Origin of the sequence: Pseudomonas brassicacearum (genome assembly GCF_003732225.1) — a bacterium.
Taxonomy (GTDB): Bacteria; Pseudomonadota; Gammaproteobacteria; order Pseudomonadales; family Pseudomonadaceae; genus Aquipseudomonas; species Aquipseudomonas brassicacearum_E.
This window is the reverse complement of sequence record NZ_MOBJ01000014.1, coordinates 16,008-38,205: the sequence shown is the minus strand read 5'-3', so window position 1 is coordinate 38,205 and position 22,198 is coordinate 16,008. Positions and strand designations below refer to the sequence as shown.

The window sequence follows — 22,198 nt, the reverse complement described above, 5'->3', positions numbered from 1 at the left end:
GGTTCGTCTAGTTACAACGCGCCTTTCATTCTCAAGGACTTCTTCATGACCGCCGCCCAAACCTCTGAACGCCCGAGCCTGCGCTCGCAACGCTTGAACCAGATAACAAACGAGCCGCACAGCAAGCTCGACGCACTGGTGAAAGCTCACGCACCGTTCGAAACCCAAGCCAACTTCGCCCGTTTCGTGGTTGCCCAGTACCTGTTTCAGTCGGAACTGGTGTCGCTGTACAACGATGCCGAACTGATCGCCATCGTCCCGGACCTGCCGCAGCGTTGCCGCGCCGAAGCCGCCAAGGCTGACCTGGCCGACCTGGAAACCGACGTTCCGGCCCCGGTGGCCGGCGCCGTGAAAAACCCGAACAAGGCGCAAGCACTGGGCTGGATCTTCGTCTCCGAAGGGTCGAAACTCGGTGCCGCGTTCCTGATCAAGCGTGCCGTTGGCCTGGGCCTGAGCGAAACCTTTGGTGCCCGTCACCTGGGTGAGCCAGCGGGTGGTCGCGCCGAAGGCTGGAAAAGCTTCGTCAAAACCCTCGACGGGCTTGAGTTCAGTGCCGAAGAAGAAGCGGCGGTCGAGAAAGGTGCGATTGATGCGTTCAACCGCTTCACCGTCCTGCTGGAACAGGCTTACGCCACCGAACTCGCCTGACGGAACGCAATCCCCTGTGGGAGCGAGCTTGCTCGCGATAGCGATGGGTCAGTCAACATTGATATCGAATGTACTACCGTCATCGCGAGCAAGCTCGCTCCCACAAGGGACTGAGTATTTCAGCAACACTCCATCAAGCCGCGCAGTCATCTTCCAACCCATGCCCGCCCCTGCCTCCTCGAAACTCGCACGCCTGCTCTTCGGCCTGCTCGCCTACGCCAGTCTGGCGTTGGGTCTGATCGCCATCGTCGTGCCGGGTTTGCCCACCACCGAATTCATCCTGCTGGCCGCCTGGGCCGCCACCAAAAGCTCGCCGCGCCTGAGTGCCTGGCTGGAAAACCATCGTTTGTTCGGACCAATCCTCAACAACTGGCGCAACGGCAAGATCATCGCCCGCCGGGCCAAAATCAGCGCCACCGTCAGCATGCTGCTGTGCGCCGGATTGATGCTGGTGATGCTCGATCATGGCTGGCCGATTTACCTGGCCATCACCGGCATGAGCCTGGGCAATGTGTGGATCTGGTCGCGGCCCGAGTCCCTGCCGCAACTTTCCTGAACACCGGATCCCAGCTGAACTCGCTAGCCACGCACCAGATGAAATTGATGGATCAGTTCCGGGTGTAAGCCTAAAAAGATCGCAGCCTGCGGCAGCTCCTACGGTGTACGAGATCCCGTAGGAGCTGCCGCAGGCTGCGATCTTTGTTCTATGATCAACCCTCTCTTCCGGAGGGCCTTCGATGACTGATTTCCTCACGTCCATTCAAGCCGCGCTCGGCTTGCCCGCTACCGCCATCGCCTTTACCTCGAACGGCGCCCTGCCCTCGGCGTTTGCCGTGACGGACCTCGCCAGCGCCAGCATCGCGGCGGCCGGCCAGGCTGCCAGCGAATTGCTAAAACAACAGACCGGTCGTTTACCAACCCTTGAAGTCGACCGTCGTCTCGCCTCCTTCTGGTTCGCCACCTCGATCCGTCCGATGGGCTGGAGCGTGCCACCGCTGTGGGACCCCATCGCGGGCGACTATGCAACCCACGACGGCTGGATTCGCCTGCACACCAACGCCCCTCATCACCGCAGCGCCGCCGAACAGGTGCTGGGACACTGCTTCGATCGCGCGGCGATGGCCGCGAAAGTCGCTCGATGGGCCAAAAGCGATCTGGAACACGCGGTAGTCGAGGCCGGCGGTTGCGCCGCCGAAATGCGCTCATGGCCACAATGGCAGTCCCATCCTCAAGGCTTGGCCGTCAACGCCGAGCCACTGATTCAGTTTTCCGCCGGAAACAGCGAGCGCTCAAACGCCTGGCAAGGCTCGGTCGCGCAACCGCTGGCGGGCGTCAAGGTGCTGGACCTGACTCGCGTACTCGCCGGTCCCGTTGCCAGTCGCTTTCTCGCCGGCTTGGGCGCCGATGTGCTGCGCATCGATCCACCGCAGTGGAACGAACCCGGTGTGGTTCCGGAAGTCACCCTGGGTAAACGTTGCGCCCGCCTGGACCTGCACAACAACAGCGATCGTTTGGTATTTGAAAACCTGCTCAAGGACGCTGACATCCTGCTTCACGGTTACCGCGCCGACGCCCTGGAACGCCTCGGCTACGGCACCGCCGAACGGCAAAAACTTGCTCCCGGGCTGATCGACATTTGCCTGAATGCCTACGGCTGGAGCGGCCCTTGGCAAAACCGCCGTGGCTTCGACAGCCTGGTGCAAATGAGCAGCGGCATCGCCGAGGCGGGGATGGGTTGGAAGCACGCGGACAAACCCACGCCGTTGCCGGTTCAAGCACTCGATCACGCCACCGGGTATTTGATGGCGGCCAGTGCGATCAAGGCGTTGACTGAGCGGTTGAGGAGCGGGCACGGCAGCTCGGCGCGATTATCGCTGGCGCGCACGGCGAAGTTGCTGGTTGAACAGGGAGCGGGGGCGGATGAGGCGTTGCAGGCGGAAGATGATAACGATCAGGGAATGTTGGTTGAGCAAACAGTCTGGGGCCCGGCGCATCGATTGCATGTACCACTGAAGATCACCGGCACGCCGTTGCAGTGGGTCATTCCGGCCGGGGAATTGGGTTCGCATCGGCCGCAATGGCGGTGACTCTCAGATAGCTTTCGCGAGCAAGCTCGCTCCCACATAGGTCTGATGTGGACACACCATTTGTGATCACCACACATCAAAGGTGGGAGCGAGCCTGCTCGGCCGGGGAATTGGGTTCACATCGTGCACAGTGGTGGTAATTGTGAAATAGCTATCGCGAGCAGGCTCGCTCCCACAAAGGTCTGATGTGAGCACACCATTTGTGATCACCACACATCAAAGGTGGGAGCGAGCCTGCTCGGCCGGGGAATTGGGCTCCCACCGCGCACAGTGGTGGTGATTGTGAAGTAGCTATCGAGAGCAGGCTCGCTCCCACATAGGTCTGATGTGGACACACCATTTGTGATCACCACACATCAAAGGTGGGAGCGAGCCTGCTCGGCTGGGGAATTGGGTTCCCACCGCGCACAGTGGTGGTAATTGTGAAATAGCTATCGCGAGCAGGCTCGCTCCCACATAGGTCTGATGTGGGCACACCATTTGTGATCACCACACATCAAAGGTGGGAGCGAGCTTGCTCGCGATGACGACCGAACAGTCAACGCAACTATCGGATCAGCTTCAGTCCGAACGACTCAACGACGTCCAAAGCACCTGTGCCGCATAGGCTCGACACGGTCGCCAGGCCTCGGCGCGGGCCAACAATTCACGCGCTGTAACCGGCCCGCCTTCCAGCGCCGCCAGCGCATTGATCAGCCCCACATCCCCCGACGGAAACGCGTCCGGCTCGCGCAATTGACGCAAAGCGATGTACTGCGCCGTCCAGTCGCCAATCCCCCACAATGCCAACAATCGCGCAACGCCGCCGTCCCGATTCGATTCAAACAACAAGGGATCGTCAAGCAACGCCTGCGCCACGCCAGACAGCGTCCGCCCACGGCTTTTCGGCATTCCCAAGGTCGCCAGATCCGCCTTCGCCAACACCGCCGCTTCAGGAAACACATGGGTCAATCCAGACAACGGCGAAGACAACGCTTCGCCATACTGCGCAACCAGCTTGCCCGCCAGCTTGATCGCCGCACTCACCGTGATCTGCTGCCCCAACACCGCGCGAATCGCCAGTTCCAGCCCGTCCCACGCCCCCGGCACCCGTAGACCGGGACGCTCGGCAATCAACCTTGCCATCAACGGATCAACCGCCAGTTGCTGATGGATGCGCGGCAGATCCGCGTCCAGATCGAACATCCGCCGCAATCGCGCAATGATCTCAGGCGCAGCTGACGCATCAGGAAAATCCAGTCTCACTTCAAACGCCTCAACGGCCGCAGGCGTAATCGAAAACGTACCGTGCGCACCGTTCAGGCTGATGCTGCGCGAATACACGCCATCGACCACGCTCTCCAACCCGGTAATCGCCCGCGCCGACAAGAAGCCGAGCATCGCTGGCCAGTCATACGGCGGCTGATAGTCGAGCAACACCTTCACAGTGACATCCTTATCTCTCATCTCAAATCGACTGTTTGTCATGTTTTGAAACCATAACAAATGTTAATTCCATTAAATATGCAACGTGGCATGACGTTAATCAGATAACGGCAAAAATAATGCTTATTTAGAACTTCTTCACCTATGCCACACAGGCATTTTGCCAGTTTTGTGCGTTATCCCAGACAAATCAATTCTGTACTGAAAACAGATGCACAAAATTTGCACATTCTGAAAAGCCAACTAGCTTCATGTCTCGCAACAATCAGGATCCATCCCTGCTTTATTTATGCCGATGCCTCTGGAGCGGGCCTGTAGCGGCACATGCGCGCAATTTCTGAAGTATTCACACGTCATCAATCAACAATGGAATGTGACCATGAGCTGATCCAGATCAGCTGTTCTATCAGTGAGCGGATTTATTCTGTGGTCTCTCTTCTCCGGCAATGGAGTCATGCAATGTCTGAATCTCCCGGAAAACTACGACTCGGCGCGTTAGTCGCTCTGGTAGTGGGTTCCATGATTGGTGGCGGAATATTCTCTTTGCCGCAAAACATGGCCGCCAGTGCCGACGTCGGGGCTGTTTTGATTGGTTGGGCCATCACCGCCGTCGGCATGTTGACCCTGGCGTTTGTCTTCCAGACCCTCGCCAACCGCAAGCCTGACCTCGATGGCGGTGTCTACGCCTACGCCAAGGCCGGTTTCGGCGACTACATGGGTTTTTCGTCCGCCTGGGGTTACTGGATCAGCGCCTGGCTGGGTAACGTCGGCTACTTCGTTCTGCTGTTCAGCACCTTGGGTTACTTCTTCCCGATCTTCGGCGAAGGCAACACCGTGGCTGCGGTGATCGGTGCTTCGGTGCTGCTGTGGGCCGTGCACTTTCTGGTGCTGCGCGGGATCAAGGAAGCAGCGTTCATCAACCTGGTGACCACCGTCGCCAAGATCGTGCCATTGCTGCTGTTCGTCTTGATCGCGATCTTCGCGTTCAAACTGGAGATCTTCACCGCCGACATCTGGGGCATCAAAAACCCTGACCTGGGCAGCGTGATGAACCAGGTGCGCAACATGATGCTGGTCACCGTCTGGGTGTTCATCGGCATCGAAGGCGCGAGCATCTTCTCGGCCCGAGCCGAAAAACGCTCGGATGTCGGTAAAGCCACCGTGATCGGCTTCATCACCGTGCTGCTGTTCCTGGTGCTGGTGAACGTGCTGTCGCTGGGCATCATGACTCAACCAGCGTTGGCCAAGCTGCAGAACCCGTCGATGGCCGCCGTGCTGGAGCATGTAGTCGGTCACTGGGGCGCGGTGCTGATCAGCGTCGGCCTGATCATTTCCTTGCTCGGTGCGCTGCTGTCGTGGGTGCTGCTGTGTGCGGAGATCATGTTCGCCGCCGCCAAGGACCACACCATGCCGGAGTTCTTGCGCAAGGAGAACGCCAACCATGTGCCGGTCAACGCCCTGTGGCTGACCAACGCGATGGTCCAGGTGTTCCTGATCATCACCCTGTTCTCGGCCAGTACTTACCTGTCGCTGATCTACCTCGCCACCTCGATGATTCTGGTGCCTTACCTGTGGTCGGCGGCCTATGCGCTGCTGTTGGCGGTACGCGGCGAGAGCTATGAAAACGCCCTGGCCGAACGCAAGAAAGACCTGATCATCGGCGGCATCGCACTGATCTACGCGATCTGGCTGCTGTATGCCGGCGGCATCAAATACCTGCTGCTGTCCGCCCTGCTCTATGCCCCCGGCGCGATCCTGTTCGCCAAGGCCAAGCGCGAGTTGGGCAAACCGGTTTTCACCAACGTCGAGAAGCTGATTTTCACCGCGGTAGTCATTGGTGCCCTGGTGGCGGCCTATGGGCTCTACGACGGCTTCCTGACCCTGTAGCACCCGCTTGTAACACTCGACCGTTTTGTTATCTGGAGGATCTGTAATGACCACGGAAAAAGTTAAGTACGGCGTACATTCCGAAGCCGGCAAACTGCGCAAAGTCATGGTGTGCTCCCCCGGCCTGGCTCACCAGCGGCTGACCCCGAACAACTGCGACGAACTGCTTTTCGATGATGTGCTGTGGGTTGCCCAGGCCAAGCGTGACCATTTCGACTTCGTCACCAAGATGCGTGAGCGCGATATCGATGTGCTGGAAATGCACAACCTGCTGACCGACATCGTCGCCAACCCAGAAGCCCTGGACTGGATCCTGGAGCGCAAGATCACCGCCAATCAGGTCGGCCTCGGCCTGGTCAACGAAGTCAGCTCCTGGCTGCGCAGCCTGGAACCGCGCAAGGTCGCCGAGTTCCTGATTGGCGGCGTGTCGGCCGATGACCTGCCAAGCAGCTTCGGTGGCAAGACCATCGAAATGTTCCGCGACTTCCTCGGCCACTCCAGCTTCATTCTGCCGCCGCTGCCAAACACCCAGTTCACCCGCGACACCACGTGCTGGATCTATGGCGGCGTCACACTGAACCCGATGTACTGGCCAGCACGCCGTCAGGAAACCCTGCTGGCCAGCGCCATCTACAAGTTCCACCCCGAGTTCACCAACGCCGACTTCCAGGTCTGGTACGGCGACCCGGATCAGCAGCACGGCAACGCCACGCTGGAAGGCGGCGACGTGATGCCGATCGGTAACGGCGTAGTGTTGATCGGCATGGGCGAACGCTCGTCCCGTCAGGCCATCGGCCAGTTGGCACTGAACCTGTTCAAGCACAAAGCGGTCGAGCGGGTGATCGTTGCCGGCCTGCCGAAATCCCGCGCGGCGATGCACCTGGACACCGTGTTCAGCTTCTGCGACCGCGACCTGGTGACGATTTTCCCGGAAGTGGTGAACCAGATCGTGGCCTTCACCCTGCGCCCTGACGAAAGCAAACCGGGCGGCATCGATATCCGTCGCGAAGAAACCAGCTTCCTCGACACCGTGGCCGCCGCACTCAACCTCAAGGCCCTGCGCGTCGTCGAAACCGGCGGCAACAGCTTCGCCGCCGAACGCGAACAGTGGGACGACGGCAACAACGTGGTCGCCGTGGAGCCCGGCGTGGTGATCGGTTACGACCGCAACACCTACACCAACACCCTGCTGCGCAAGGCCGGTATCGAGGTCATCACCATCAGCGCCGGCGAACTCGGTCGCGGTCGTGGCGGCGGCCACTGCATGACCTGCCCGATCATCCGCGACCCAATCGACTATTAACTTTCAAACCTTGGCCGAGGCTTACAGAGTCCGACCAAGGGGATAACCGAAACCAAAGGAGATCCACATCATGGCTTTTAACATGCGCAACCGCAGCCTGCTCTCGCTGATGCACCACACCAATCGCGAGCTGCACTACCTGCTGGACCTGTCCCGCGACCTGAAACGCGCCAAGTACACCGGCACCGAACAGCCGCACCTCAAAGGCAAGAACATCGCGCTGATCTTCGAAAAAACCTCGACCCGCACCCGTTGCGCCTTCGAAGTCGCGGCCCATGACCAAGGTGCTCATGTCACCTACATCGACCCGGTGTCGTCGCAAATCGGCCACAAGGAAAGCATGAAAGACACCGCCCGCGTTCTCGGTCGGATGTTCGATGCGATCGAGTACCGTGGCTTCGAACAGGAAATCGTCGAAGAGCTGGCCAAGTTCGCTGGCGTGCCGGTGTTCAACGGCCTGACCGCCGAGTTCCACCCGACCCAAATGATCGCCGACACCCTGACCATGCGCGAACACAGCGACAAGCCGTTGCATGACATCAGCTACGCCTACCTCGGTGACGCCCGCTACAACATGGGCAACTCGCTGCTGATGATCGGCGCCAAACTCGGCATGGACGTGCGCATCGGCGCACCGAAAGCGCTGTGGCCACATCAGGACTTCATCGATCAGTGCAAAGCCTTCGCCGAAGAAAGCGGTGCCCGTATCACCATCACCGAAGACCCAAAAGAAGCGGTCAAGGGCGTGGACTTCATCCACACCGACATCTGGGTGTCGATGGGTGAACCGGTCGAAGCCTGGGACGAGCGTATCGAGCAACTGCTGCCGTACCAGGTCAACGCCAAAATGATGAAAGCCTCGGGCAACCCCCGGGTGAAGTTCATGCACTGCCTGCCGGCGTTCCACAACAGTGAAACCAAGGTCGGCAAGGACATCGCGGCGCGTTATCCGAACCTGGCCAACGGCGTTGAAGTGACCGAGGAAGTCTTCGAGTCGCCCGCCAACATCGCCTTCGAGCAAGCGGAAAACCGCATGCACACCATCAAGGCGATCCTGGTCTCGGCGCTGGCGGATATCTAAAGACCCACCCGGTTTGCTCTTTGTGGGAGCGAGCTTGCTCGCGATAGCGGTGTGACAGGCAACATTGACGTCGACTGACACCGCGCCATCGCGAGCAAGCTCGCTCCCACAGGAGACCGAGTCGCCTGCTACCTCTCTGTTTAGAAGGATTGCATTATGCGTATCGTCGTTGCACTGGGCGGTAACGCCCTGCTCCGCCGTGGTGAGCCCATGACCGCGGACAATCAACGTGCCAACATCCGGATCGCCACCGAACAGATCGCCAAAATCCACCCCGGCAATCAACTGGTGATCGCTCATGGCAATGGCCCGCAAGTCGGTCTGCTGTCGCTGCAAGCGGCGGCCTACACCCAGGTTTCCCCTTACCCGCTGGACGTGCTCGGTGCCGAAACCGAAGGCATGATTGGCTATATCATCGAACAGGAACTGGGCAACCTGCTGGACTTCGAAGTGCCGTTCGCAACCCTGCTGACCCAGGTTGAAGTCGACGCCAGGGACCCGGCCTTCCAGAACCCGAGCAAGCCTATCGGCCCGGTCTACTCCAAGGCCGAAGCCGAGGCGCTGGCCGCTGAAAAAGGTTGGGCGATTGCCCCGGACGGTGACAAGTTCCGCCGCGTGGTGGCCAGTCCGAAACCCAAACGCATCTTCGAAATCCGCCCGATCAAGTGGCTGCTGGACAAAGGCAGCATCGTGATCTGCGCGGGCGGTGGCGGCATTCCGACGATGTACGACGAGAACCGCAAGCTCAAGGGCGTGGAAGCGGTGATCGACAAGGACCTGTGCTCGGCACTGCTGGCCGAACAGCTTGAAAGTGATTTGCTGGTGATCGCCACCGACGTCAACGCCGCGTTTGTCGATTTCGGCAAGCCAACCCAGAAAGCTATCGCCCAGGCCCACCCCGACGACATCGAAAAACTCGGCTTCGCCGCCGGCTCCATGGGCCCGAAAGTCCAGGCAGCCTGCGAGTTCGCCCGCAACACTGGCAAAGTCGCGGTGATCGGTTCACTCTCGGACATCGAATCCATCGTCCAGGGCAAGGCCGGCACCCGTATCAGCACGGCTAAACTTGGTATCGCCTACCGATAAAAAACAGCCGGGGCAGACCTCATGCCTGCCCCGCTTCAATGCCTTTGAAGGAGACGCCCATGGCCACATTCGAGCCCGGTCACTTGCACATCGAGCGCCACGCCCTGAACAAGGACGACTTCAGCTACAACCTGTGCATTGACTATGAGGTCGCAACAGATCCCAAGGAAGGCACAGGCATGCTCTTCAAGCTGCATGGCTCGGTCGAAGGCAAGGACCTGAATGAAGAATTCTTCCTGCCCAAGGACCAGGCCTTCGACTTTGCCCGACACGCCACGCGCATCGCACAGAAATACGGCATGCCTAAAACCGCCAGCATCGGCTCGCTGCACAAGTATTACGACGAGATGTTCGAAGACGTACGCGCGCAACTGCACGTCAAATCCGGGGATCCGGTGAAGCCTGAACATCTGGAATAACCCCACTCACCCTGTGGGAGCGAGCTTGCTCGCGATGACGGATTGACATTCACCATGGATGTCGACTGAAAGACCGCTATCGCGAGCAAGCTCGCTCCCACATTGGTTCAGTGTTGACGTGAAGTCCTGCGCAGGATTTCACCATTAGCCCGCCCCAAGGCATACTTGCCACCCTCCGCACTCCAGAACACTGAACCGCCCCATGCGTATCCACGTCAGCTTCATCGACCGCGTCGGCATCACCCAGGAAGTCCTGGCCTTGCTCGGTGGGCGCAATCTCAATCTGGATGCGGTGGAAATGGTTCCACCGAACGTTTACATCGATGCGCCGACCCTCAGCCCGCAAGTGCTTGAAGAACTGCGCGATGCGCTGTTCAGCGTGCGCGGCGTGCAGGCGGTGACGGTGGTCGACATCCTTCCCGGTCAGCGTCGGCACCTGCAACTCGACGCGCTGCTGGCGGCGATGACCGACCCGGTGCTGGCGCTCGATAGCGCCGGCAAGGTGTTGCTGGCCAACCCGGCACTGATCGCTTTGTACGGCCGTGAACCGGCCGGGGAAAGCGTCGCCGAGCTGTTCACTGATCCCACGCTGCTGGAAACGCTGCTGGAACACGGCTTCCGTCTGCCGTTGCGCGAGATCACCGTCAACGGCCAGACCTTGCTGCTGGACGCCACGCCCATCACCGATGCCGGCGCCCTGCTGACCTTGTATCAACCCAACCGCATCGGCGAACAACTGTCGGCGTTGCACCACGATCACGCCGAAGGTTTCGATGCTCTGCTCGGTGAATCCCCGGCGATTCGTACCCTCAAGGCGCGTGCGCAACGCGTGGCGGCGCTCGATGCTCCGCTGCTGATTCAGGGGGAAACCGGCACCGGTAAAGAACTGGTGGCCCGTGCCTGCCATGCGATCAGCGCCCGGCACAGCGCGCCTTTTCTGGCGTTGAACTGCGCGGCTTTGCCGGAGAACCTCGCCGAAAGCGAGCTGTTCGGTTACGCCCCCGGCGCCTTCACCGGCGCCCAGCGTGGCGGCAAGCCAGGCCTGATGGAACTGGCCAACCAGGGCACGGTATTTCTCGACGAGATCGGCGAAATGTCACCGTACTTGCAGGCCAAATTGCTGCGGTTCCTCAACGATGGCAGCTTCCGCCGCGTGGGTGGCGATCGTGAGGTCAAGGTCAACGTGCGGATCCTCAGCGCGACCCACCGTGACCTGGAAAAAATGGTCAGCGAAGGCGCATTCCGCGAGGATCTGTTCTACCGCCTCAACGTGCTCAACGTCGAAGTCCCACCGCTGCGCGAGCGCGGTCAGGACATTCTGCTACTGGCGCGCTACTTCATGCAGCAGGCCTGCGCGCAGATCCAGCGCCCGGTTTGTCGCCTCGCTCCTGGAACCTATCCAGCCCTGCTCGGCAACCGCTGGCCGGGCAACGTGCGGCAACTGCAGAACGTGATCTTCCGCGCCGCGGCCATTTGCGAAAGCAGCCTGGTGGACATCGGCGACCTGGACATCGCCGGCACCTCCGTGGCGCGCCAAAGCGACACCGAAGTCGACAGCCTTGAACAGGCCGTGGAAGCGTTCGAGAAAACCCTGCTGGAAAAACTCTACGTCAACTACCCCTCGACCCGCCAACTGGCCAGCCGCCTGCAAACCTCCCACACCGCCATCGCCCATCGATTGCGCAAGTACGGGATTCCGGGCAAGCCCTGAAATCGCCATCGCGAGCAAGCTCGCTCCCACAGGGGATTTTTGGTGTTCACATAATGTGTAACCGACACAAACCAGTGTGGGAGCGAGCTTGCTCGCGATGAGTCCCTCGGCAGCACCACAAAATTCTACCAATGCATCAAAAACGACCTCCATCTGTACTGAATGCGCTACAGCGGAACGATTTCGCTACACCCTCGATTAAACTACGCTACGCAAGGCTTTGATCCCCATAGGCTTTTTTCCACGCCTCAAGCTGTAGCGATTTCGCTACAGTCGGGTTTTTCGTCTCGTCTGAAACAAACCGTAACCTATTGATTTGTAACAAATAAAAAACTTTGGCCGCGTTCTTGCTTTGCATCTGGCCATTCAGCTCTGCGCTGCACGAGCATTCAATCGCGTCCACCAGACGAGTCTGGCCCCTGAGGAGTTTCCATGAGCGAGTTGCGTTTTACTGAAGATCACGAATGGCTGCGCACCGAAGCTGACGGCACTGTCACTGTCGGCATCACCGCTTTCGCACAGAACGCCTTGGGCGACGTGGTTTTCGTACAACTGCCTGAGCTGCAGTCCTACGACAAAGGCGCTGAAGCTGCCACCGTGGAATCGGTAAAAGCCGCCAGCGGCGTGTACATGCCACTGGACGGTGAAGTACTGGAAGTGAACCCGGCGCTGGACAGCAGCCCTGAACTGGTCAACGAAGATCCGCTGGGTGAAGGCTGGTTCTTCCGCTTCAAACCTACCGACGCCTCGGCTGTCGCCAAACTGCTGGATCAAGACGCTTACGACCGTCTGATCAAAGCCAACGCCGAAGCCTGAGGAGCCGCCATGACTATCAATCCAAGCACCGCCAACGAATTCATCGCGCGCCATATCGGCCCGCGCGCAGGCGATGAGCAAGCCATGCTCAACAGCCTCGGTTTTGACTCGCTGGAAGCCCTGAGCGCCAGCGTCATCCCCGACAGCATCAAAGGCACCAGCGTGCTCGATCTGGGCGACGGTCAAAGCGAAGCCGAGGCACTGGCCTCGATCAAAGCCATTGCCGCCAAGAACCAACTGTTCAAGACCTACATCGGCCAGGGCTACTACGGCACCCACACGCCGTCGCCGATCCTGCGCAACCTGCTGGAAAACCCGGCCTGGTACACCGCGTACACCCCGTACCAGCCAGAAATTTCCCAGGGTCGTCTGGAAGCGCTGCTGAACTTCCAGACCCTGATCAGCGACCTGACCGGCCTGCCGATCGCCAACGCATCCTTGCTCGACGAAGCCACCGCTGCTGCCGAAGCCATGACCTTCTGCAAACGCCTGAGCAAGAACAAGGGCAGCCACGCCTTCTTCGCCTCGAGCCACTGCCACCCGCAAACCCTCGACGTGCTGCGCACCCGGGCCGAGCCGCTGGGCATTGACGTGGTGGTCGGCGACGAACGCGAACTGAGCGATGTCAGCACGTTCTTCGGCGCTCTGCTGCAATACCCGGCCAGCAACGGCGACCTGTTCGACTACCGCGAACTGACCGAACGGTTCCACGCCGCTAACGCGCTGGTCGCGGTCGCCGCTGACCTGCTGGCCCTGACCGTGCTGACCCCGCCAGGCGAGTTCGGTGCCGACGTCGCCATCGGCAGCGCGCAACGCTTCGGCGTGCCGCTGGGCTTCGGTGGCCCGCACGCGGCCTACTTCTCCACCCGCGATGCGTTCAAACGCGACATGCCGGGCCGTCTGGTCGGTGTCTCGGTGGACCGTTTCGGCAAGCCGGCGCTGCGCCTGGCCATGCAGACCCGCGAGCAACATATCCGCCGCGAGAAAGCCACCAGCAACATCTGCACCGCCCAAGTGCTGCTGGCCAACATCGCCAGCATGTACGCCGTGTATCACGGCCCTAAAGGCCTGAAGCAGATCGCCAACCGCATCCATCACCTGACCGCGATCCTCGCCAAAGGCTTGAGCGCGCTGGGTCTCGCCGTTGAACAAGAAAACTTCTTCGACACCCTGACCCTGAACACCGGCGCCAACACCGCCGCTCTGCACGACAAGGCTCGCGCCCAGCGCATCAACCTGCGTGTCGTCGATGGCGAGCGTCTGGGTCTGTCTCTGGACGAAACCACCAGCCAGGCCGACATCGAGACCCTGTGGGGCCTGCTGGCCGACGGCAAAGCCCTCCCGGACTTCGCGGCACTGGCCGCCAGCGTCGACAGCCGCATCCCCGCTGAACTGGTACGCCAGTCGGCGATCCTCAGCCACCCGGTATTCAACCGTTATCACTCGGAAACCGAGCTGATGCGCTACCTGCGCAAGCTCGCCGACAAGGACCTGGCGCTGGATCGCACCATGATCCCGCTGGGTTCGTGCACCATGAAACTCAACGCCGCCAGCGAAATGATCCCGGTGACCTGGGCCGAGTTCGGCGCCCTACACCCGTTCGCCCCGGCCGAACAAAGCGCCGGCTACCAGCAACTGACCGATGAACTGGAAGCAATGCTCTGCGCCGCCACCGGTTACGACGCGATTTCGCTGCAACCGAACGCTGGTTCCCAAGGTGAATACGCCGGCTTGTTGGCAATCCGTGCCTACCACCAGAGCCGTGGCGAAGAACGCCGCGACATCTGCCTGATCCCGTCGTCGGCCCATGGCACCAACCCGGCCACCGCCAACATGGCCGGCATGCGCGTGGTCGTGACCGCGTGCGATGCCCGCGGCAACGTCGACATCGAAGACCTGCGCGCCAAAGCCATCGAGCACCGCGAGCACCTCGCCGCGCTGATGATCACCTACCCGTCAACCCACGGCGTGTTCGAAGAAGGCATCCGCGAAATCTGCGGGATCATTCATGACAACGGCGGCCAGGTGTACATCGACGGCGCCAACATGAACGCCATGGTCGGCCTCTGCGCACCGGGCAAGTTCGGCGGCGACGTGTCGCACCTGAACCTGCACAAAACCTTCTGCATCCCGCACGGCGGTGGCGGCCCGGGCGTCGGCCCGATTGGCGTGAAATCGCACCTGACGCCGTTCCTGCCGGGGCACGCGGCCATGGAGCGCAAGGAAGGTGCGGTCTGCGCCGCACCGTTTGGTAGCGCGAGTATTCTGCCGATCACCTGGATGTACATCCGCATGATGGGCGGCGCCGGCCTCAAGCGTGCTTCGCAATTGGCAATCCTCAACGCCAACTACATTTCCCGTCGCCTCGAAGAACACTACCCAGTGCTCTACACCGGCAGCAACGGCCTGGTCGCCCACGAATGCATCCTCGACCTGCGCCCGTTGAAAGACAGCAGCGGCATCAGCGTCGATGACGTCGCCAAGCGCCTGATCGACTTCGGCTTCCACGCCCCGACCATGTCGTTCCCGGTGGCCGGCACGCTGATGATCGAGCCGACCGAAAGCGAATCCAAGGAAGAGCTGGACCGTTTCTGCGACGCCATGATCCGCATCCGCGAAGAAATCCGCGCGGTGGAAAACGGCACGCTGGACAAGGACGACAACCCGTTGAAAAACGCACCGCACACGGCCGCGGAAATCGTCGGCGAGTGGACGCATCCGTACAGCCGTGAGCAGGCGGTGTATCCGGTAGCGTCGTTGATCGAAGGCAAGTACTGGCCACCGGTCGGCCGGGTCGACAACGTGTTTGGCGACCGCAACCTGATCTGCGCCTGCCCGTCGATCGAAAGCTACGCTTGATGTATGTGGGGAGCGGATTCACCCGCTCCCCGCAAGAACACCACTTGACCCTGTGGGAGCGAGCTTGCTCGCGATGGGGCCGTGTCAGTCGACATCAATGCTGCCTGTCACACCGCCATCGCGAGCAAGCTCGCTCCCACAAGGATCTGTGCCAACCGTCATAACCTGCCGACCCTCATAACAAGAAACCGGAGAACAACCATGTCGTTAAGCGTGTTCGACCTGTTCAAGATTGGCATCGGCCCCTCCAGTTCCCACACCGTTGGCCCGATGCGCGCCGCTGCGCGCTTCGTCGAAGGCCTGCGTCGTGAAAACCTGTTGGCGGCAACCACCTGCGTCAAAGTCGAGCTCTACGGCTCGCTCGGCGCCACCGGCAAAGGCCATGGCAGCGACAAGGCTGTGCTGCTGGGCCTGGAAGGTGAACACCCGGACACTGTAAACACCGAGAACATCGCCGCCCGCCTGCATGAGATTCGCAGCAGCGGTCGCTTGAACCTGCTCGGTGAACACGTCATCGAATTCAACGAAAAACTCCACCTGGCGATGATCCGCAAGCCACTGGCTTATCACCCCAACGGCATGATCTTTCGTGCTTTTGACGCCGCCGGAATACAGATCCGCAGCCGCGAGTATTACTCGGTCGGTGGCGGCTTTGTGGTCGACGAAGACGCCGCCGGTGCTGACCGTATCGTCGAGGATGCAACGCCGCTGACCTTCCCGTTCAAAAGCGCCAAGGACCTGCTTGGCCATTGCAGCACTTACGGGCTGTCCATCAGCCAGGTGATGCTGACCAACGAAAGCGCCTGGCGCCCGGAAGCGGAAACCCGCGCCGGCCTGCTGAAGATCTGGCAAGTGATGCAGGACTGCGTCGCCGCCGGCTGCCGCAACGAAGGGATTCTACCCGGCGGTTTGAAGGTCAAACGCCGTGCGGCGGCGCTGCATCGGCAATTGTGCAAGAACCCGGAATCGTCGCTGCGCGATCCGTTGTCGGTGCTCGACTGGGTCAATTTGTATGCGCTGGCAGTGAACGAAGAAAACGCCAACGGCGGACGCGTGGTCACGGCACCGACCAATGGTGCAGCCGGCATTGTCCCGGCGGTATTGCATTACTACATGCGCTTCATCCCTGGCGCCAACGAAGACGGCGTGGTGCGATTTCTGCTCACCGCTGCCGCCATCGGCATTCTCTACAAGGAAAATGCTTCGATCTCCGGCGCCGAAGTCGGTTGTCAGGGCGAGGTCGGCGTGGCCTGTTCTATGGCTGCCGGTGCGCTCTGCGAAGTACTGGGCGGCACCGTACAGCAAGTGGAAAACGCTGCCGAAATCGGCATGGAACACAACCTCGGCCTGACCTGCGACCCAATTGGCGGGCTGGTGCAAGTACCGTGCATCGAGCGCAACGCCATGGGCTCGGTCAAAGCCATCAATGCAGTGCGCATGGCCTTGCGCGGCGACGGTCAGCACTTCGTCTCCCTCGACAAGGTCATCCGTACCATGCGCCAGACCGGCGCCGACATGAAAAGCAAATACAAGGAAACCGCCCGTGGCGGTTTGGCGGTCAACATTATCGAGTGCTGATGCGAACGCATCTGCATCAGTGCAATTTACAGGAGCTGCATATGTCCACCGAACACCTGTTGAAAACCCCGCTGCACGCGCTGCACATCGAACTCGGTGCGCGCATGGTGCCTTTCGCCGGCTACGACATGCCGGTGCAGTACCCGCTGGGCGTGATGAAAGAGCACCAGCACACCCGTGATCAGGCCGGGCTGTTCGATGTCTCGCATATGGGCCAGATCCGCCTGACCGGTGCCAACGCCGCCAAGGCCCTGGAAACCCTGGTGCCGGTGGACATCATCGACCTGCCAGTGGGCATGCAGCGCTATGCGATGTTCACCAACCAGACCGGTGGCATCCTCGACGACCTGATGGTCGCCAACCTGGGTAACGACGAGTTGTTCCTGGTGGTCAACGCCGCGTGCAAGGACCAGGACCTGGCGCACCTGCGCCAGCACATCGGCGATCAGTGCAACATCGAGCCGTTATTCGAAGAACGCGCCCTGCTCGCCCTGCAAGGCCCAGCCGCAGTGACCGTGCTCGCGCGTCTGGCCCCTGAAGTGGCGAAGATGACATTCATGCAGTTCACCCGCGTGAGCTTGCTCGGCGTCGATTGCTTCGTCAGCCGTTCGGGCTACACCGGTGAAGACGGTTTCGAAATCTCCGTGCCTGCCGCCAATGCCGAAACCCTGGCTCGTGCCTTGCTGGCCGAACCGGAAGTCGCGGCCATCGGCCTTGGCGCCCGTGACTCGCTGCGCCTGGAAGCCGGCCTGTGCCTCTATGGCCACGACATGAACACCGAGACTACACCGATCGAAGCCAGCCTGCTGTGGGCCATCTCCAAGCCACGGCGTGCCGAGGGTGCGCGTGCCGGTGGCTTCCCGGGGGCCGAAACCGTATTCGCCCAGCAACAAAACGGTGTCGGCCGTAAACGCGTCGGCCTGCTGCCTCAGGAGCGCACTCCGGTGCGCGAAGGTGCGGAAATCGTCAACGAAGCGGGCGAAATCATCGGCAGCGTCTGCAGCGGCGGCTTCGGGCCAACCCTGGGCGGTCCTTTGGCGATGGGTTACCTCGACAGTGCTTACATCGCACTCGATACCCAAGTGTGGGCGATTGTACGTGGGAAAAAGGTGCCTTTGCTTGTAAGCAAAATGCCATTTGTTCCACAACGCTACTATCGTGGTTGATTGACTGTTCCTATAAGTAACGCGGTTGCGTAACAGTGCACTAATCTGTAACGCAGCCGCCATAAAACAGTGCATGCGCCGATCAGGCACTTCGTTTCTGAACTTGGCTTATAACAATCGAAAACAATTGAACAACGCTAGCGAATAAGCCCACTAGCAATCATGCGAAACAGCCATCAAGCCAAGCAATACAAGGCTTCCACGGGGCTTGTTTTTTCTCCCGTAGTTGGCGTAGAGTTTGTTCACTGTGTTTGCATGGGTCGCTTGGAATCGTGACCTGGGCAGTAGCCTACAAGTTAGCTACATCCCGTTCGACGTCTCTTACTCTCCTGCAACCAGCTCCAGTACTCTTTCATGAGAAAGAGGCTGTCATCAATTTTTGCGTCAAAGGAAATAAGAAATGTCCCAACGTCAGAGCGGCACCGTCAAGTGGTTTAACGACGAGAAAGGTTTTGGTTTTATCACTCCAGAAAGCGGTCCGGATCTGTTCGTGCATTTCCGTGCCATTCAGGGCAACGGCTTCAAGAGCCTGAAAGAAGGCCAGAAAGTCACCTTCGTCGCTGTGCAGGGCCAAAAAGGCATGCAAGCTGACGAAGTACAAGCAGAAGGCTGATCTTCTGTAACGAAAAAGCCCCTGATGCTGACATCAGGGGCTTTTTTGTGTGCGTAATTCCGTAAAATGGCTTCTTTTTTCAGCCGAGAGCCACCCCATGTCGAAACACCTGCTAAGCCCCCAGGGTGAATTCCCCATCGCCGGCCTGGGCCGTCGCCTGGCAGCGATGTTCTACGACTTCTTGCTGTGCACCGCCCTGCTGATCGTCACGGGCGGTATCTACAAGATGGTGCAGATGGCAATCCTTGGCGAAGAGAAAATGCGCGCACTGACCGAAGCCGGCGCGCTGGACGGTGATCCGCTGTTCTCGACCATTCTGCTGTTCGTGCTGTTTGGCTTCTTCGCCAAGTTCTGGACCTGGTCCGGTCAGACCCTTGGCATGCAGGTCTGGTGCATCCGCGTGCAGAACGCCGACGGCTCGGCGATCAGCCTGTGGCAGGCGCTGTTGCGCTTTGTGGTGTCGATCGCGTCCTTGCTGTGCGCAGGCCTGGGGTTCTTCTGGGTGCTCTTCGACAAGCAGCAGCGCAGTTGGCACGACATGTACTCCAACAGTCAGCTGGTGCGGATCCCGAAGAAGAAAAAATAACCCACAAAAAAGATCGCAGCCTTCGGCAGCTCCTACGTAAACCGCGTAGGAGCTGCCGCAGGCTGCGATCTTTTGATCTATCGAATGTCAGGCATTGCCCGCCAGCTTCATCCGCGCTGCCGCCGTGAAGTCGAGCATGCGCTTGAGCGGGCGAATCGCCTGCGGGATCAGCGCCGGCTCGACGAAGATCTCGTTGGAGCCCTCACGCAGGCACTGTAGCGTGCGCTCAAGGGTGTTCATCGCCATCCACGGGCAATGCGCGCAACTGCGGCATGCCGCGCCGTTGCCGGCCGTAGGCGCCTCGATAAAGACCTTGTCCGGGCACAACTGCTGCATCTTGTAGAAAATGCCGCGGTCGGTGGCGACGATCAGGGTCTTGTTCGGCAGCCTTTGCGCAGCGGCGATCAGCTGACTGGTGGAACCCACCGCATCGGCCAACTCGATCACCGCCGTCGGCGACTCCGGATGCACCAGGATAGCGGCGTCCGGATACAGCGCTTTCATGTCTTCCAGCTGTTTGGCCTTGAACTCTTCGTGAACGATGCAGGCACCGTCCCACAGCAGCATGTCGGCGCCGGTCTGGCGCTGAATGTAGGTGCCCAGGTGCTTGTCTGGCCCCCAGATGATCGTCTCGCCGTTATCCATCAGGCTTTCGACAATCTCCAGCGCACAACTGGATGTCACCACCCAGTCCGCCCGCGCCTTCACTGCCGCCGAGGTGTTGGCATAGACCACCACCGTGCGCTCCGGGTGCTGATCGCAAAACGCCGAGAACTCGTCGACCGGGCAACCCAGGTCCAGCGAGCAGGTCGCTTCCAGGGTCGGCATCAGTACACGTTTTTCCGGGTTGAGGATTTTTGCGGTTTCCCCCATGAACTTCACACCGGCAACCACCACGGTCTTGGCCGGGTGAGCGTTGCCGAAGCGGGCCATTTCCAGAGAGTCGGAAACACAGCCACCGGTTTCTTCGGCCAGCGCCTGAATGATCGGATCGCAATAGAAGTGAGCAACCAGCACCGCGTCCTGAGCCTTGAGCTCGGCGGCGATGGCGGCGCGGTAATAAGCTTGCTCTTCGGCGCTCAGCGGTTTCGGCTGTTTGGCGTCGAGGTGGGCTTGTACCAGAAGGCGTTCGGAAATTTGCGTCATGATCGCAAGACCTGCGGGCGCTTTCGCGCGAAAGTCGAGTATACACCCGGCTCCGGACCACAGAAGGTACCGCCGGGAGAGTGAGTATTCATCAGGCACGGACAGCATTGAAGCTGCGCAAGGCTACAGAATATCCCCGAGATGCAAAAGATCATTCTGACCTGCGTCACGCGGTGTAACACCCGGATTGAGTCAGGCTTGAATCGCGGGCAAAAAAAAACCCGGAAATCCTCACTTACGTGGGCCTTCCAGATTTTTTAAAGTGGTGGGTCGTGTGGGATTCGAACCTACGACCAATTGGTTAAAAGCCAACTGCTCTACCAACTGAGCTAACGACCCGCTGTGTGGTGGCGCGTATAATACTGATTTTTAAGGACTATTCAACACCTAATTTGAAATAAATCAAAAATAAGCGGTTGGGTCGCTGATTCCGGCCGCCAGGAAGCCCTCTGCACGCAGACGGCAGCTGTCGCATTTACCGCATGCACGGCCATTATCGTCTGCCTGATAGCAGGACACTGTCAGCGCATAGTCGACGCCGAGCTTCACGCCAGCCTGGACGATTTGCGCCTTGCTGAGGTTTTGCAGCGGTGCCTGGATACGGAAGCCGTTCCCCTCTACTCCGGCCTTGGTCGCCAGATTGGCCATGCGCTCGAAGGCTTCGATGAACTCGGGACGGCAATCCGGGTAACCGGAATAGTCCACCGCATTCACACCAATGAAAATGTCGCGCGCGCCGAGCACTTCGGCCCAGCCCAATGCCAGAGACAGGAACACCGTATTGCGGGCCGGCACGTAAGTGATCGGGATACCTTCGCTCGGCGCCTCAGGCACATCGATGGAGCTGTCGGTCAGTGCCGAGCCACCAATGCCGTTCAGGTTCAGGCCAATCACCTTATGCTCGATCACGCCCAGATCACGCGCTACACGCTCGGCAGCGTGCAACTCGGCGCGGTGACGCTGGCCGTAGTCGAAGCTCATGGTGTAACAGCTATAACCGTCAGCACGAGCCATGGCGACTACGGTCGCCGAGTCCAGACCGCCGGACAACAGGATGACCGCACGTTTTTCAGTAGTGTTCAGTTGTTCAGTCATTTCAGCGCCCCGGCTCGTCGTTCCAAAGATATTTATGCAACTGCAATTGCAGGCGCACCGGCAAGTTGTCCGCAACAATCCAGTCAGCCAGATCGCGCGCGCTCAAGTCATGGTGACTCGGCGAGAACAGGACTTCACCGGCACGCTGATCGAGACCGTACTGAATCAGCTTGGACACCGCCCAGTCGTAGTCTTCGCGAGAACAGATCACGAACTTGACCTGATCGTTGGCCGTCAGTAACTCGATATTCTCGTAGAGGTTGCGGTGCGCTTCTTTCGACCCCGGTGTTTTCAGGTCGAGCACTCGGCTGACCCGCGGATCGACCGCGCTGATGTCCAGGGCGCCGCTGGTTTCCAGCGACACCTCGTAACCGGCGTCACACAGCTGCTTGAGCAAAGGGATGGCGTTAGGTTGCGCCAGGGGTTCGCCACCGGTAACGCAAACGTAACGCGGGCGAAAGCCCGCAACCTGCTCGAGGATATCGTCGAGGGTTCTGATCGTACCGCCGCTGAACGCGTAGGCGCTGTCGCAGTACTGGCAACGCAAAGGGCAACCGGTCAGCCGCACAAATACAGTGGGCAGCCCGGCAGTCCGCGTTTCACCCTGCAACGAGTAAAAAACTTCGGTAATTCTCAATGTGTCTTGCATAGTCGCCACGGGCGTAACAGCTAAACAGGCTGTCCGCCTCCGT

19 protein-coding genes and 1 tRNA gene are annotated in these 22,198 nt (G+C 60.0%); 15 read left to right on the top strand and 5 right to left on the bottom strand.

Annotation, left to right across the window (positions count from 1 at the left end):
• Positions 1-45 precede the first annotated feature (45 nt).
• The 3 genes from BK659_RS19925 to BK659_RS19915 all read left to right on the top strand — a co-directional run bounded on the left by BK659_RS19925 (position 46) and on the right by BK659_RS19915 (position 2,735).
• The gene (locus tag BK659_RS19925) at positions 46-648 is read left to right on the top strand and encodes a biliverdin-producing heme oxygenase (protein ID WP_123426681.1); all 603 of its coding nucleotides are present in this window, start codon (positions 46-48) and stop codon (positions 646-648) included.
• 160 nt (positions 649-808) lie between these two features.
• Complete coding sequence (locus BK659_RS19920) at positions 809-1,204, top strand: YbaN family protein (RefSeq protein ID WP_123426680.1); 396 nt, start codon at positions 809-811, stop codon at positions 1,202-1,204.
• A gap of 181 nt (positions 1,205-1,385) precedes the next feature.
• Positions 1,386-2,735: a CoA transferase gene (locus tag BK659_RS19915; protein ID WP_123426679.1), complete on the top strand. Its 1,350-nt coding sequence runs from the start codon at positions 1,386-1,388 to the stop codon at positions 2,733-2,735.
• A 561-nt stretch (positions 2,736-3,296) separates the two neighbouring features.
• Here the strand turns inward: BK659_RS19915 and BK659_RS19910 are convergent.
• A complete protein-coding gene (locus BK659_RS19910; RefSeq protein ID WP_123426678.1) occupies positions 3,297-4,160 on the bottom strand; it encodes a DNA-3-methyladenine glycosylase family protein in 864 nt (287 codons plus the stop codon).
• A gap of 459 nt (positions 4,161-4,619) precedes the next feature.
• On the opposite strand from BK659_RS19910, the gene arcD reads away from it, so the two are divergent.
• From arcD to BK659_RS19835, 12 genes are all read left to right on the top strand, one after another.
• Positions 4,620-6,047, top strand: a complete 1,428-nt coding sequence (arcD, locus tag BK659_RS19905) for an arginine-ornithine antiporter (protein ID WP_123426677.1) — start codon at positions 4,620-4,622, stop codon at positions 6,045-6,047.
• 46 nt (positions 6,048-6,093) lie between these two features.
• The gene (gene arcA / locus BK659_RS19900; protein WP_123426676.1) at positions 6,094-7,350 is read left to right on the top strand and encodes an arginine deiminase; all 1,257 of its coding nucleotides are present in this window, start codon (positions 6,094-6,096) and stop codon (positions 7,348-7,350) included.
• A 70-nt stretch (positions 7,351-7,420) separates the two neighbouring features.
• Entirely contained in the window at positions 7,421-8,431 is a 1,011-nt protein-coding gene (locus BK659_RS19895; protein WP_071553691.1) for an ornithine carbamoyltransferase, read from the top strand.
• A gap of 156 nt (positions 8,432-8,587) precedes the next feature.
• A complete protein-coding gene (gene arcC / locus BK659_RS19885; protein ID WP_123426675.1) occupies positions 8,588-9,517 on the top strand; it encodes a carbamate kinase in 930 nt (309 codons plus the stop codon).
• 59 nt (positions 9,518-9,576) lie between these two features.
• The gene (locus tag BK659_RS19880; RefSeq protein ID WP_123426674.1) at positions 9,577-9,936 is read left to right on the top strand and encodes a DUF5064 family protein; all 360 of its coding nucleotides are present in this window, start codon (positions 9,577-9,579) and stop codon (positions 9,934-9,936) included.
• A 202-nt stretch (positions 9,937-10,138) separates the two neighbouring features.
• A complete protein-coding gene (locus BK659_RS19870) occupies positions 10,139-11,647 on the top strand; it encodes a sigma-54-dependent transcriptional regulator (RefSeq protein WP_123426672.1) in 1,509 nt (502 codons plus the stop codon).
• 432 nt (positions 11,648-12,079) lie between these two features.
• The gene (gene gcvH / locus BK659_RS19860) at positions 12,080-12,463 is read left to right on the top strand and encodes a glycine cleavage system protein GcvH (protein ID WP_123426670.1); all 384 of its coding nucleotides are present in this window, start codon (positions 12,080-12,082) and stop codon (positions 12,461-12,463) included.
• A gap of 9 nt (positions 12,464-12,472) precedes the next feature.
• Positions 12,473-15,322: an aminomethyl-transferring glycine dehydrogenase gene (gcvP, locus tag BK659_RS19855; RefSeq protein ID WP_123426669.1), complete on the top strand. Its 2,850-nt coding sequence runs from the start codon at positions 12,473-12,475 to the stop codon at positions 15,320-15,322.
• Positions 15,323-15,523: 201 nt separating this feature from the next.
• The gene (locus tag BK659_RS19850; RefSeq protein WP_123426668.1) at positions 15,524-16,900 is read left to right on the top strand and encodes an L-serine ammonia-lyase; all 1,377 of its coding nucleotides are present in this window, start codon (positions 15,524-15,526) and stop codon (positions 16,898-16,900) included.
• A 41-nt stretch (positions 16,901-16,941) separates the two neighbouring features.
• Positions 16,942-18,066, top strand: coding sequence for a glycine cleavage system aminomethyltransferase GcvT (gene gcvT, locus BK659_RS19845; protein ID WP_123426667.1), 1,125 nt, complete (start codon positions 16,942-16,944; stop codon positions 18,064-18,066).
• A 400-nt stretch (positions 18,067-18,466) separates the two neighbouring features.
• Complete coding sequence (locus tag BK659_RS19840; protein WP_007934683.1) at positions 18,467-18,679, top strand: cold-shock protein; 213 nt, start codon at positions 18,467-18,469, stop codon at positions 18,677-18,679.
• A gap of 97 nt (positions 18,680-18,776) precedes the next feature.
• Positions 18,777-19,265, top strand: coding sequence for an RDD family protein (locus BK659_RS19835; RefSeq protein ID WP_071553683.1), 489 nt, complete (start codon positions 18,777-18,779; stop codon positions 19,263-19,265).
• Positions 19,266-19,352: 87 nt separating this feature from the next.
• On the opposite strand, the gene nadA is transcribed toward BK659_RS19835, so the two are convergent.
• The 4 genes from nadA to queE all read right to left on the bottom strand — a co-directional run bounded on the left by nadA (position 19,353) and on the right by queE (position 22,155).
• The gene (nadA, locus tag BK659_RS19830) at positions 19,353-20,411 is read right to left on the bottom strand and encodes a quinolinate synthase NadA (RefSeq protein ID WP_123426666.1); all 1,059 of its coding nucleotides are present in this window, start codon (positions 20,409-20,411) and stop codon (positions 19,353-19,355) included.
• 263 nt (positions 20,412-20,674) lie between these two features.
• Positions 20,675-20,750 (bottom strand) — tRNA-Lys (locus BK659_RS19825).
• 63 nt (positions 20,751-20,813) lie between these two features.
• A complete protein-coding gene (gene queC / locus BK659_RS19820) occupies positions 20,814-21,506 on the bottom strand; it encodes a 7-cyano-7-deazaguanine synthase QueC (protein ID WP_123426665.1) in 693 nt (230 codons plus the stop codon).
• A gap of 1 nt (position 21,507) precedes the next feature.
• Entirely contained in the window at positions 21,508-22,155 is a 648-nt protein-coding gene (queE, locus tag BK659_RS19815) for a 7-carboxy-7-deazaguanine synthase QueE (RefSeq protein ID WP_123426664.1), read from the bottom strand.
• Between the last annotated feature and the right edge of the window lie 43 nt (positions 22,156-22,198).